Genomic DNA, 12,950 nt, shown 5'->3' with positions numbered 1-12,950 from the left:
TTAGCAATCGGAATTCCACGCCTGCATAGCAAAGCCCACGCCGGTTGCCAGCAGAGTCGCACCGCGGACCACTACGAATCGCGGTTTGTTATCCCGGCCGGTCGCGATGACGGCAGATTTTTAGCGGTTGTCCGGCAAGAAGCCCCGGTTTTCAAGCCAAATGTCCTCTATTGCATTTGCGATCTATTATCATTAAGACGCGCTTTAGGGTTGTTTCTCGTTGGAAAACACCGTACAGCGCCCCCGTCGCGGCAGGACCGCGCCCGACTTGCTACGGAGAGAGACGTCTTGGCTCGCAAGAAGATCGCGCTGATCGGCGCTGGCAACATCGGCGGCACGCTCGCCCACCTCGCTGCCCTTAAGGGGCTGGGTGACATCGTTCTGTTCGACGTCGTCGAAGGCGTGCCGCAGGGCAAGGCGCTCGACCTGTCGCAGTGTGGACCCGTCGAAGGGTTCGACGCGACGATCACCGGCACCAACGACTATGCCGACATCGCCGGTGCGGACGTCATCGTCGTCACCGCCGGCGTCGCGCGCAAGCCCGGCATGAGCCGCGACGACCTGCTCGGCATCAACCTGAAGGTGATGAAGGCGGTCGGCGAGGGCATCAAGAACAACGCCCCCGACGCGTTCGTCATCTGCATCACCAACCCACTCGACGCGATGGTGTGGGCGCTGCGCGAATTCAGCGGCCTGCCGCACAACAAGGTCGTCGGCATGGCCGGCGTGCTCGACAGCGCGCGCTTCAGCCACTTCCTCGCGGACGAGTTCAAGGTGTCGGTCAAGGACGTCAACAGCTTCGTGCTGGGCGGCCATGGCGACACGATGGTCCCGGTCCTCGAATATTCGACCGTTTCGGGCATTCCGGTCACCGACCTGATCGACATGGGCATGTCGACGAAGGAACGCGTCGACGCGATCGTCAAGCGCACCCGTGGCGGCGGCGGCGAGATCGTTGGCCTGCTTAAGACCGGCTCGGCCTTCTACGCCCCCGCGACCAGCGGCATCGCGATGGCCGAAGCGTATCTCTACGACCAGAAGCGCGTCCTGCCCTGCGCGGCGTATCTGTCGGGCGAGTACGGCATCGACGACCTGTATGTCGGCGTGCCCGTCGTGATCGGTGCCGGCGGCGTCGAGAAGATCGTCGAGGTCAAGCTGGGCGACGAAGCCAAGGCGAACCTCGACGTCTCGGTCGATGCGGTCAAGGAACTGCTGGTCGCCTGCAAGGGGATCGACGAGAGCCTCGCCTGACACAAATGCGTACCCCCGCGCAGGCGGGGGTCCAGGGTAATGGAGCGTGACGCTCTTGGCTCTGGATCCCCGCCTGCGCGGGGATACGGCGGGAGCGGAAGGTGAAGACCGGATTTGTCTACATCGTCGCCAGCCGCCGCAACGGAACGATCTATACCGGTTCGACCAGCAACCTGGTTCAACGAATTTACCAGCATCGCACCGGCACGGTCGAAGGGTTCACCAGCGAACACGACTGCACCCTCCTGGTCTGGTACGAATGCCATGACGATCTGCAAGAGGCGCGGCTTCGCGAACGGCGGATCAAGAAATGGAACCGTGACTGGAAGTTGCGGCTGATCGAAGAGAACAACCCCGGCTGGTACGATCTGTTCGGACAGCTGACCTGATTTTCGCTCCATCACTCGGAGCAGCAAGGGAAACGAAGATGAGCATCCTCGTCAACAAGAACACCAAGGTCATCACCCAGGGGATGACCGGCGAAACCGGCAGCTTCCATACCAAGGCGGCGCTGGAATATGGCACACAGATGGTCGGCGGCGTGACGCCGGGCAAGGGCGGCACCGAGCATCTCGGCCTGCCGGTCTACAACACCGTCGCCGAAGCCAAGTCGAAGACCGGCGCCGACGCCTCGGTCATCTACGTGCCGCCGCCCTTCGCCGCCGACTCGATCCTCGAAGCGATCGACGCCGAAATCCCGTTGATCGTCGCGATCACCGAAGGCATTCCGGTGCTCGACATGGTCAAGGTCAAGCGCGCGCTGTCGGGTTCGAAGTCGCGACTGATCGGCCCGAACTGCCCGGGCGTGTTGACGCCGGGCGAGTGCAAAATCGGCATCATGCCGGGTTCGATCTTCAAGAAGGGCAGCGTCGGCGTCGTCTCGCGCTCGGGCACGCTCACCTATGAGGCGGTGTTCCAGACCTCGAACGCTGGCCTGGGTCAGACGACCGCCGTCGGCATCGGTGGCGATCCGGTCAACGGCACCAACTTCATCGACGTGCTGGAACTGTTCCTGGCGGACGAGGCCACCCAGTCGATCATCATGATCGGCGAAATCGGCGGCGACGCGGAAGAACAGGCTGCACAGTTCCTGATCGACGAAGCCAAGCGCGGTCGCAAGAAGCCGATGGCCGGCTTCATCGCGGGCCGCACCGCTCCTCCGGGTCGTCGCATGGGCCATGCCGGCGCGATCGTGTCGGGCGGCAAGGGCGATGCGGAAAGCAAGATCGCGGCGATGGAAGCCGCCGGTATCAAGGTTGCGGCTTCCCCAAGCGAACTGGGTTCGACGCTGCTCGCAGTGCTGAACGGTTGAAGGTGACTTGCCCCGTGCGACCACCCGCACGGGGCACCGCCCGGTTCGACCGGGCAGAAGCGGACAGGATGTGACCATGGGCTACGAAGGCCAGGATTTCGACATCGCCGCCGGCGTCAGCCCGGCATTCGTGGAAACGCTTTATGGTCGCTACCGCGAGGACCCCTCGTCGGTCGATGCCGGCTGGCGTCAGTGGTTCGACGGTCTGGAGGGTGCGACCCAGCATCCCAGCTGGCAGAGCAAGCGCTGGCCGCTGACCGAGACCGACGCGCTGACCGCAGCGCTCGACCCGACGCAGATGGAGCCCGCCCCCAAGCCTGCCCGGGGCGGCAAGCCTGCCCCGGCCGCCGCTGCCGCGCCCGCCCCGAAGGTCGATGTCGCCAAGGCCGCCGGCGATGCGATCCGCGCGCAGTTGCTGATCCGCACCTATCGCGTGCGTGGTCACCTCGCCGCCAATCTCGATCCGCTCGGCCTTGCCCGCCGCGAACTGCCCGAGGATCTGCGTACCGAATATCACGGCTTCTCCGATGCCGAGATCGATACGCCGGTCTATCTGGGCGGGACGCTCGGCCTCGAATGGGCGACCGTGCGCGAGATCGTCGACATCCTGCGCGCCAATTACTGCGGCAATGTCGGCCTCGAATATATGCACATCGCCGACGTGGAGGAGCGCAAGTTCCTGCAGGACCGCATGGAGGGCGGCGACAAGGCGATCCAGTTCACCCCCGAAGGCAAGAAGGCGATCCTCGCCAAGGTCATCGAGGCGGAACAGTGGGAGAAGTTCCTCGGCCGCAAGTATGTCGGTACGAAGCGCTTCGGCCTCGACGGCGGTGAATCGATGATCCCTGCGCTCGAAGCGGTCATCAAATACGGTGGCCAGCTTGGCGTGCGCGAGATCGTGTACGGCATGGCGCATCGCGGTCGCCTGAACGTGCTGACCAACGTCATGAACAAGCCGTTCCGCGTCCTCTTCCATGAATTCGCGGGCGGCAGCGCCAACCCCGACGATATCGGCGGTTCGGGCGACGTGAAGTACCACCTCGGCACCTCGACCGATCGCAGCTTCGACGACGTATCGGTCCACATGTCGCTGGTCGCCAACCCCAGCCACCTTGAAGCGGTCAATCCGGTCGTGCTCGGCAAGGTCCGCGCGCAGCAGACGTTCCGCGGCGATCTGGAAAAGCACGAACAGGTCCTGCCCGTCCTGATCCATGGCGACGCGGCATTCGCGGGCCAGGGGATCGTGTGGGAATGCCTCGGCTTCTCGGGCATCCGCGGCTACAATACCGGTGGCTGCGTCCACTTCATCATCAACAACCAGGTCGGCTTCACGACCTCGCCGCAGTTCGCGCGCTCGTCACCCTATCCGTCGGACGTGGCGAAGGGCGTGCAGGCACCGATCTTCCACGTCAACGGCGACGATCCCGAGGCCGTGACCTTCGCGACCAAGATGGCGATCGAATTCCGTCAGGCGTTCAAGCGCGACATCGTCCTCGACATGTGGTGCTATCGCCGCTTCGGCCATAACGAAGGCGACGAACCGTCCTTCACCCAGCCGCTGATGTACGCGAAGATCAAGGGCCACCCCGGCGTCAGCGACATCTATGGCAAGCGGTTGCAGGAAGAGGGCGTCATCGACGGCGACTTCGTCACCGCCAAGACCGCCGAATTCACCCAGCATCTCGAAGGCGAGTTCGAAAACGCCAAGAGCTACAAGCCCAACCGCGCCGACTGGTTCGCCGGTCGCTGGTCGGGGCTGCACGCACCGATGGATGCCGAAGGGTCGCGCCGCTCGGTCGATACCGGCATCGAACAGAAGCTGTTCGACTCGCTGGGCCGCACGCTGACCACCGTTCCCGACAGCATTCAGGTCCACAAGACGCTGTCGCGCGTCCTCGACGCCAAGCGCGGCATGTTCGCCAATAGCGAAGGCTTCGACTGGGCGACCGCCGAGGCGCTGGCGTTCGGTTCGCTGCTGTCGGAAGGCTTCGGCGTCCGCCTGTCGGGGCAGGATTCGGGTCGCGGTACCTTCTCGCAGCGCCATGCGGTGTGGGTCGACCAGACCGACGAGCACAAGTACGTGCCGCTCAACAATATCGAGCATGGCAGCTTCGAAGTGCTCGACAGCCCGCTGTCCGAATATGGCGTGCTCGGCTTCGAATATGGCTATGCGCTGGCCGATCCGAAGGCGCTGGTGATCTGGGAGGCGCAGTTCGGCGATTTCGCCAACGGTGCGCAGATCATGATCGATCAGTTCATCGCGGCGGGCGAAGCCAAGTGGCTGCGCGCCAACGGCCTCGTGCTGATGCTGCCGCACGGCTATGAAGGTCAGGGTCCGGAACACAGCTCGGCGCGTCTCGAACGCTTCCTGCAGCTGTGTGCGGGCGACAATATGCAGGTCGCCAACGTCACGTCTCCGGCAAATCTTTTCCACCTGCTGCGCCGGCAGATGCATCGCAATTTCCGCAAGCCCCTGGTCATCATGACGCCAAAGTCGCTGCTGCGGCACAAGCTGGCGGTGTCGAAGACCGAGGACTTCCTGCCGGGCACCCATTTCAAGCGGTTGCTGTCCGATCCGGCCGCGCCGGCGGATGCGGACACGACCCGGCTGGTGCTGTGTTCGGGCAAGGTCGCGTTCGACCTGATCGAAGCACGCGATGCGGCGGGCGATACCGCGACGCAGATCGTCCGCGTGGAACAGATCTATCCGTTCCCGTCGGACGCGCTGGTCGAGCGGCTCAAGCGCCTGCCCAACCTGACCGACGTGGTCTGGGCGCAGGAAGAGCCGAAGAACAACGGTTCGTGGTTCCTCGTCGAACCGGCGATCGAGGAGGCACTGGCCGAGGCCGGTTCGCAGGTCGCGCGCGCCCGCTATGCCGGTCGTACCGCGGCGGCATCGCCCGCCACCGGCCTGATGAAGCGTCACCAGGCCGAACAGGGCGCGCTGGTCGCCGATGCGCTCGGCCACAATGTTCGCGACGAAATCCGCCGGACCCGTCAGTCCGAAAGCGCTGCCGCCGCCGAAAAGGTCGCCAAGGCCGCGTCGTAACCCAATGTGCTCGCCCCTGACGGGGCAGAGGAGGAATATCCGATGGCTACCGAAGTTCTGGTCCCGACCCTGGGCGAATCGATCACCGAAGCGACGCTGGGCGAATGGTTGAAGAAGCCCGGCGAGGCGGTCGCCGCCGACGAACCGATCGCCAGCCTCGAAACCGACAAGGTGTCGGTCGAGGTGCCCTCGCCGGTCGCCGGCGTCATGGGGCAGCATGCCGTGCAGCCCGGCGATACCGTGTCGGTCGGCGCGATGATCGCGACGATCGAATCGGGCGACGGTGCCGCCGCCGCGCCGAAGGCGGACGCGCCGAAGCAGGACGCCGCGCCGGCACCTGCCGCCGCCCCTGCCCCGGCCCCAGCGGCTGCACAGCAGGCCCCGGCCGGTGGCGACAACAATGTCGACGCCGCCGCGCTGTCGCCGTCGGTGCGTCGCGCGATCCTCGAACACGGCGTCGACCCGGCCAAGGTCAAGGGGACCGGTCGTGACGGTCGCATCACCAAGGAAGACGTGGTCGCCGCCGCGGGTGACAAGTCGGCCGCTGCCGCGCCGGCCGCCGCGCCCGCTGCTGCCGCCGCCGCAGCGCCTGCCGCCAGCACCGCCCCGGCGCGCGGCGAGGAACGCGTGAAGATGACGCGCCTGCGTCAGACGATCGCCCGCCGCCTGAAGGAAGCGCAGGACACTGCCGCGCTGCTCACCACCTTCAACGACGTCGACATGACGGCGGTGATCGAGGCCCGCGCCAAGTACAAGGACCTGTTCGAAAAGAAGCACGGCGTTCGGCTGGGCTTCATGGGCTTCTTCGTGAAGGCCGCGACGATGGCGCTGAAGGACATTCCGTCGGTCAACGCATCGATCGAGGGCGATGAGATCGTCTATCGCGATTATGCCGACATCTCGGTCGCCGTGTCGGCACCGGGCGGCCTGGTCGTTCCCGTGATCCGCGACGCCGACAAGCTGTCGGTCGCGGGCGTCGAAAAGACGATCGGCGATTTCGGCAAGCGCGCCAAGGACGGCACGCTGAAGATGGACGAGATGAAGGGCGGCACCTTCACCATCTCGAACGGCGGCGTGTTCGGTTCGCTGATGTCGACGCCGATCATCAACCCGCCGCAGTCGGCGGTGCTGGGCCTGCACCGGATCGAGGAACGCCCGGTCGTTCGTGACGGACAGGTCGTGGTGCGCCCGATGATGTATCTCGCGCTCAGCTACGACCATCGCCTGATCGACGGTCGCGAGGCGGTGACCTTCCTCGTCGCGCTCAAGAACGCGATCGAGGACCCGACCCGCCTGCTGATCGACCTGTAAGGGACGGGCGAGCACCGATGGGCATGGTGATCTATCTGCGTCGGGCCGGCGATGCCGACATCGACCGGCTGGTCGCCGACCCATCGGTGTTCGAGGACTTCCTGTTCGAGGAAGGCGTCGAGGATCTCGACTTCCTTGATCTGGGCGAGGCGTGGCACGCGGTCCATTATCTGCTGACCGGGTCGGCGGACGATATCGGCGACACGCTGGGCATCATCATCGCCGCGCTGCCCGAACTGGGTGCCGACGAGAATGGCGAGGGCGGGATCGGCCTGATCGCGCCGCCGCTGATGAAGGCGTTCGCCGATGCGCTCGACCGGCAGGACGATGCCGGCCTTGCCCGGCGCTTCGATCCGCGGGCAATGACGAAGGCCGATGTCTATATGGCGGAAACCTTCGGCAATGCCGATGCACTCGATTACGTGATGCGGGGAGTTCCGGCCCTGCGACAATTTGCGGCACAATGCCGCCGTACCGGCGACGGCGCGATCCGCGTGATCGCCCACAACGACTAGGACGGGATGTAAGACCAATGGCTGACTATGACTTCGATGTTCTCGTGATCGGTGCCGGCCCCGGCGGCTATGTCGCGGCGATCCGCGCGGCGCAGCTCGGGCTGAAGACCGCGTGCGCCGAAGGGCGCGAGACGCTGGGCGGTACCTGCCTGAACGTCGGGTGCATTCCGTCCAAGGCGCTATTGCATGCGTCCGAACTGTATGAGGAGGCCACCGGCGGCCACCTCGCCAAGTTCGGCGTCGAGATTCAGGGCGCGACGCTGAACCTCGACCAGATGCACGCCGAAAAGGCCAAGGCGGTCGGCGAGCTGACCGGCGGCATCGAATATCTGTTCAAGAAGAACAAGGTCGAATGGCTGAAGGGCTATGCGTCGTTCGAGAACGACCATAGCGTGAAGATCGGCGATCGCACCGTCACCGCGCGCGACATCGTCATCGCCACCGGGTCGAGCGTTACCCCGCTGCCGGGCGTGGCGGTCGACAACGACGCGGCGATCATCGTCGATTCAACCGGTGCCCTCGCACTGCCCAAGGTGCCCGAGCATCTGGTCGTGATCGGCGGCGGCGTGATCGGGCTGGAGCTGGGCAGCGTATGGCGTCGCCTGGGGGCGAAGGTCACCGTGGTCGAATATGCCGACCAGATCCTGCCCGGCTTCGACGGCGAGGTCCGCAAGGAATCGACCAAGCTGTTCAAGAAGCAGGGCTTCGACCTGAAGACCTCGACCAAGGTCACCGGCGCATCGGTCGACGGCGGCACCGCGACGCTGACGGTCGAACCTGCCGCCGGCGGCGAAGCGACGACGATCACCGCCGACGCCGTGCTCGTGTCGATCGGTCGTCGCGCCAACACGGAACATCTGGCGCTCGACAAGGCCGGCCTGTCGGTCAACCAGCGCGGGCAGGTCGATATCGACGACGAATTCCGCACCAAGGTCGACGGCATCTGGGCGATCGGCGACGTGGTCCACGGACCGATGCTGGCGCACAAGGCCGAGGACGAGGGCGTTGCGGTCGCCGAGTTCATCGCCGGCCAGACCGGCATCGTGAACCATGACGTCATCCCGTCGGTCGTCTATACCATGCCCGAAATCGCCGGCGTCGGCCTGACCGAGGAAGCCGCCAAGGAAAAGGGCGAGGTGAAGATCGGCAAGTTCCCGTTCGCCGCCAACAGCCGCGCCAAGACCAACCGCGACACCGACGGCTTCGTGAAGGTCATTGCGGACGCCAAGACCGACCGCGTCGTCGGCGTGTGGATCGTCTCGTCGCTGGCCGGCACGATGATCGCGCAGGCGGCACAGGCGATGGAATTCGGCGCGACCAGCGAAGACATCGCCTATACCTGCCACGCACACCCGACCCATGCCGAGGCGCTCAAGGAAGCGGCGATGGCGGTGCAGGGCAAGCCGATCCACATCTGAACCATCCTTCGTCGTTCCCGCGCAGGCGGGAACCCATTACCGCCGACGCCCGGTAGTATCCGCAGACGTCGGGTGTATGGATTCCCGCCTTCGCGGGAATGACGACGGAGGCAGCGGCCGGCGCATCCTCGATCAAACCGTTGTCAGGCGGGGCATGGTGACATGCCTCGCCCTTCGCGCATCAGCCGTTCCGGACATGCTTAGGCAATTGTAAAAGCTTCCCCCCTAGCCTGTCGTCTGAGAATCAATGGGGTGGCGAGCGTGAACGCATTCGGGCGGCGGAGCGGCATGGGCGGAGCGGGCGGCGGCAGGCCGTCCTTCGGGGTGGCGCGGCCGATGCAGGGATCGGGACCGGCGCGCGCCGCCGATATCGACATGGGCTCGCAATTTCCACCGCTGACCCAGATACCGCTGTCGGGCGACGATTTCGCACCGATGCCCGGCGAACAGGCAGGCAGCCTGCCACAGGGAGTGGGCGATGCGATGCAGCGGCTTGCCGACCGGCAGGCATTGTCGGGCGAGGCCGGCAACAGCCGCGTCGAGGGGTTCGAATCCTCGATCCACCGGATCAAGGAACAGGTGTTGCCGCGCCTGCTCGAACGCGTCGATCCCGAAGCCGCCGCGACGCTCAACAAGGACGAGCTGGCCGAGGAATTCCGGCCGATCGTCGGGGAGGTGTTGGCCGAATTGAAGCTGACGCTGAACCGGCGCGAGCAGTTCGCGCTGGAAAAGGTGCTGGTCGACGAGTTGCTCGGCCTTGGACCGCTTGAGGAATTGCTGGCGGACCCGGCGATCAGCGACATCATGGTCAACGGACCGGAACAGACGTTCGTCGAGCGCAAAGGCAAGCTGGAGCTGGCCAATATCGCGTTTCGCGACGAAGAGCATCTGTTCCAGATCGCGCAGCGCATCTGCAACTCGGTCGGGCGGCGCGTCGACCAGACGACGCCGCTGGCCGATGCGCGGCTGAAGGACGGCAGCCGCGTCAACGTGATCGTGCCGCCGCTGAGCCTGAAGGGCACCGCGATCTCGATCCGGAAATTCTCGGCGAAACCGATCACCATCGACATGATGTCGGGCTTCGGATCGATGAGCAAGGAAATGGCGACCACGCTGAAGGTCGCAGGCGCCAGCCGGTTCAACGTCGTGATCTCGGGCGGCACCGGATCGGGCAAGACCACCATGCTCAACGCCCTGTCGAAGATGATCGACCCCGGCGAGCGCGTGCTGACGATCGAGGATGCCGCCGAATTGCGGCTGCAACAGCCGCACTGGCTGCCGCTGGAGACCCGCCCGCCCAACCTCGAGGGGCAAGGCGAGATCACCATCCGCGATCTGGTGAAGAACGCGCTGCGTATGCGCCCGGACCGGATCATCCTCGGCGAAATCCGTGGCAGCGAGTGTTTCGACCTGCTCGCGGCGATGAACACCGGTCACGACGGATCGATGGCGACGCTCCACGCCAACTCCCCGCGCGAATGCCTCGCGCGGATGGAGAACATGGTGATGATGTCGGACATCAAGGTGCCGAAGGAAGCGATCAGCCGCCAGATCGCCGACTCGGTCGACCTGATCGTACAGGTCAAGCGCCTGCGCGACGGTTCGCGGCGCGTCACCAACATCACCGAGGTGATCGGGATGGAAGGGCCGGTGATCGTGACGCAGGAGCTGTTCAAGTTCGAGTATCTCGACGAAAGCGCCGACGGCAAGATCATCGGTGAATATCGATCGATGGGGATGCGCCCCTATACGCTCGACAAGGCGCGGCAATATGGCTTCGATCAGGCGCTGCTGGAGGCCTGCCTGTAGCACTTGCGCGACCGTCGCCCTACATCCGGGCGGTGTTGCTCCGCCTGATCCTCGCGCTGCTGCTGTGCGCGCCCGCCATCGCCCGTGCGCAGGGCACGCTGTCCGCCGATGCCGAGGCGCGCTGGGTGCCCTTCACTTTGACCACCGCCAACCATCTGCGGTTCGCGATGACCGTCGACGGGGTCGCGGCGCAGGCGCTGCTCGACACCGGGCTCAACCATTCGGCGGTCAGCCGCGACTTCGCCCGCCGTGCGAAGCTGACCATCGATCCGCAGGGCGCGGCGGCGGGCGTGGCGCTGGGCGGTTCGATCCGCGTCGACTGGGCGGCGACCAAGTCGGTCGCGTTCGGCGCGCTCGACCGCAGCGGCGGACGGGTGGCGGTGATCGACCTGCCCAAACTGCTCGCCAGCGCCTCGGGCGATGCCGATGTGCTGGTCGGCACCGACCTGATCTCTCCGCATGCGCTCGACATCGATTTCGCCAACCGCCGGTTCCGCCTGTTGCCGAGCGGACGGATGCCGTTCACCGGCACCCGCGTGCCGCTGTCGGTCCAGTCGGGCAGCGGCCTGTATCTGACGCAGGCGATGCTGGCGAAGACGCGCCTCCGCCCGCTGCTGATCGATACCGGCGATGGCGGCGCGCTCAGCATTGCGCGGAGCGCATGGCGCACGGCCGCGATCAGGGGCGCGCAGGTCACGTCGACGATCGCCTATGGCGCGGGCGGGGTGGTCGATGCCGGGCTGACCGTCACCGATGCAGTGTCGCTGGGCGGGCAGCCGACCGGGCCGATCGAAGTGCGGATCGAGGCGGATGGCGGCTTTGCCAAACAGGTCCGCGTCGTCGGGCGGGTCGGCACCGGGCTGTTGCTGCGCTACCGCGTGCTGCTCGATCCCGGCGCGGGGCAGATGCTGTTGTCGCCGAACCCCGACGCCCCGCCCGCGCCGCTCAAATCGACCAGCGGCCTGCTGCTGGGGTACGACCGGGCGCGGCTGCGCGTGCTGCACGTCATGGCCGGCGGCCCGGCGGCGAAGGCGGGGTGGAAGGCCGACGACCTGATCTGTCAGGTCGATGGACAGGCCGTGGCGCTGACGGCCAATGGCGGCGTCGACGTCCGCTGGGGCACCGATGCACCGGGACGGGTCGTGCGGCTGACGATGTGCGACGGCGCGGCCCGGACGCTGACGCTGGCCCGCTTCTATTGAGCGGTGGCAGCGGGGGTGCCCAGCGTGCCTTGCCCGGCTTCCGCCGGCCGGATATCGCGCGCTATTTCAGGGCCATCGCGACGCTGAACACCGCCAGCAGCACCGCGATCAACTGGACCAGCGTCCATGGCATCCAGCCGACGCGATCGGGGTCGCGGCGCAGGGTACGGCGACGTTCCGCTAGCACCGACACCGCAAAGAGCATCGCCGCCACGCCCGCGATCGTCCATAACAGCCTGTGTGCGTCGTCCACCCGTTCCTCCCGTCAGGAGTTTTCCCATGCGTCGAACCGCCCTGTTCCTGCCAGTCCTAAGTACCGCGCTGGTCGCGCTGACCCCCGCCCCGGCGCAGGCCCCGCGCGGCCCGCTGGCCGCCGCGGTCGCATCGCCGCTGCGCGATCCGGCGAATACGGCACGCGACCGCTATCGCCATCCGGCCGAGACGCTGGCGTTTTTCGGGGTGAAGCCGACCGACACGGTCGTCGAAATCTGGCCGGGCAATGGCTGGTACACCGAAATCCTGGCACCGATGCTGCGCGAAAAGGGCCGGTATGTTGCCGCCGGCCCCTTGCCGCGCACCGCCGAGATGGTGGCGAAACTGCAAGCGCGCGATGCGACCGCGTTCGGCAAGGTGCAGACGATGGCCTTCCCCGCCGATGCCGGACAGGCCGGCGTGGCGGACGGCGTCGCCGACAAGGTGTTGACGTTCCGCAACGTCCACAACTGGCGCTTCGGCGGGGCCGATCAGGCGCAGGCGGCGTTCGACGCGATGTTCCGGATGCTGAAGCCCGGCGGCGTGCTGGGCGTGGTCGAGCACCGCCTGCCCGAGCGACGCGACGCCGCCGCCGAAGAGAAATCGGGATATATGAAGGAAAGCTCGGTCATCGCCTTTGCAACGAAGGCCGGGTTCAGGCTGGCCGGCAAATCGAACGTGAACGCCAACCCGAGGGATACCGCCGACTGGCCGCAAGGCGTGTGGACGTTGCCGCCGACCTATCGATTGAAGGACGTCGACCGCGCCAGATATGCCGCGATCGGCGAAAGCGACCGAATGACGCTGCGCTTCGTCAAGCCGAAGTAACGT

At 66.0% G+C, this 12,950-nt stretch carries 11 protein-coding genes; 10 read left to right on the top strand and 1 reads right to left on the bottom strand.

Annotation, left to right across the window (positions count from 1 at the left end; genetic code table 11):
• Window positions 1-288: 288 nt before the first annotated feature.
• The 9 genes from mdh to ASE70_RS06260 all read left to right on the top strand — a co-directional run bounded on the left by mdh (window position 289) and on the right by ASE70_RS06260 (window position 11,867).
• Window positions 289-1,251: a malate dehydrogenase gene (mdh, locus tag ASE70_RS06300; RefSeq protein WP_056502597.1), complete on the top strand. Its 963-nt coding sequence runs from the start codon at window positions 289-291 to the stop codon at window positions 1,249-1,251.
• Window positions 1,252-1,352: 101 nt separating this feature from the next.
• Complete coding sequence (locus ASE70_RS06295) at window positions 1,353-1,640, top strand: GIY-YIG nuclease family protein (protein WP_056502595.1); 288 nt, start codon at window positions 1,353-1,355, stop codon at window positions 1,638-1,640.
• Window positions 1,641-1,678: 38 nt separating this feature from the next.
• Window positions 1,679-2,563 (top strand): succinate--CoA ligase subunit alpha, encoded by an 885-nt coding sequence (gene sucD, locus ASE70_RS06290; protein ID WP_056502591.1) that lies wholly within the window; start codon window positions 1,679-1,681, stop codon window positions 2,561-2,563.
• 76 nt (window positions 2,564-2,639) lie between these two features.
• Window positions 2,640-5,612 carry a 2-oxoglutarate dehydrogenase E1 component gene (locus ASE70_RS06285; protein WP_082450800.1) on the top strand — a complete coding sequence of 991 codons (2,973 nt, stop codon included), beginning with the start codon at window positions 2,640-2,642 and terminating at the stop codon, window positions 5,610-5,612.
• Window positions 5,613-5,654: 42 nt separating this feature from the next.
• Window positions 5,655-6,923 carry a 2-oxoglutarate dehydrogenase complex dihydrolipoyllysine-residue succinyltransferase gene (gene odhB, locus ASE70_RS06280; protein ID WP_056502587.1) on the top strand — a complete coding sequence of 423 codons (1,269 nt, stop codon included), beginning with the start codon at window positions 5,655-5,657 and terminating at the stop codon, window positions 6,921-6,923.
• Between the two features lie 23 nt (window positions 6,924-6,946).
• The gene (locus ASE70_RS06275) at window positions 6,947-7,438 is read left to right on the top strand and encodes a DUF1877 family protein (RefSeq protein ID WP_056396374.1); all 492 of its coding nucleotides are present in this window, start codon (window positions 6,947-6,949) and stop codon (window positions 7,436-7,438) included.
• Window positions 7,439-7,455: 17 nt separating this feature from the next.
• A complete protein-coding gene (gene lpdA / locus ASE70_RS06270; RefSeq protein ID WP_056502581.1) occupies window positions 7,456-8,856 on the top strand; it encodes a dihydrolipoyl dehydrogenase in 1,401 nt (466 codons plus the stop codon).
• 288 nt (window positions 8,857-9,144) lie between these two features.
• Window positions 9,145-10,665, top strand: coding sequence for a CpaF family protein (locus ASE70_RS06265; protein ID WP_056396379.1), 1,521 nt, complete (start codon window positions 9,145-9,147; stop codon window positions 10,663-10,665).
• A gap of 32 nt (window positions 10,666-10,697) precedes the next feature.
• Window positions 10,698-11,867 carry an aspartyl protease family protein gene (locus tag ASE70_RS06260; RefSeq protein WP_156356056.1) on the top strand — a complete coding sequence of 390 codons (1,170 nt, stop codon included), beginning with the start codon at window positions 10,698-10,700 and terminating at the stop codon, window positions 11,865-11,867.
• 61 nt (window positions 11,868-11,928) lie between these two features.
• Here ASE70_RS06260 and ASE70_RS06255 read toward each other — a convergent pair whose 3' ends face one another.
• Window positions 11,929-12,120: a hypothetical protein gene (locus tag ASE70_RS06255; RefSeq protein WP_056001183.1), complete on the bottom strand. Its 192-nt coding sequence runs from the start codon at window positions 12,118-12,120 to the stop codon at window positions 11,929-11,931.
• A 26-nt stretch (window positions 12,121-12,146) separates the two neighbouring features.
• Between ASE70_RS06255 and ASE70_RS06250 the strand changes: the two genes are divergently transcribed.
• The gene (locus tag ASE70_RS06250) at window positions 12,147-12,947 is read left to right on the top strand and encodes a class I SAM-dependent methyltransferase (protein WP_056396385.1); all 801 of its coding nucleotides are present in this window, start codon (window positions 12,147-12,149) and stop codon (window positions 12,945-12,947) included.
• Window positions 12,948-12,950: the final 3 nt, after the last annotated feature.

Origin of the sequence: Sphingomonas sp. Leaf22 (assembly GCF_001421715.1) — a bacterium.
In the GTDB taxonomy this organism is placed as follows: Bacteria; Pseudomonadota; Alphaproteobacteria; order Sphingomonadales; family Sphingomonadaceae; genus Sphingomonas.
Note: the sequence above shows the minus strand (reverse complement) of the source record. Positions and strands in the feature narration are given on the sequence as shown.

Coding starts and splice junctions, on each gene's coding strand:
- sucD (WP_056502591.1), top strand. CDS start 1,679: ATGAGCATCCTCGTCAACAAGAACACCAAGGTCATCACCCAGGGGATG.
- ASE70_RS06285 (WP_082450800.1), top strand. CDS start 2,640: ATGGGCTACGAAGGCCAGGATTTCGACATCGCCGCCGGCGTCAGCCCG.
- ASE70_RS06250 (WP_056396385.1), top strand. CDS start 12,147: ATGCGTCGAACCGCCCTGTTCCTGCCAGTCCTAAGTACCGCGCTGGTC.
- odhB (WP_056502587.1), top strand. CDS start 5,655: ATGGCTACCGAAGTTCTGGTCCCGACCCTGGGCGAATCGATCACCGAA.
- ASE70_RS06275 (WP_056396374.1), top strand. CDS start 6,947: ATGGTGATCTATCTGCGTCGGGCCGGCGATGCCGACATCGACCGGCTG.
- lpdA (WP_056502581.1), top strand. CDS start 7,456: ATGGCTGACTATGACTTCGATGTTCTCGTGATCGGTGCCGGCCCCGGC.
- ASE70_RS06265 (WP_056396379.1), top strand. CDS start 9,145: ATGGGCGGAGCGGGCGGCGGCAGGCCGTCCTTCGGGGTGGCGCGGCCG.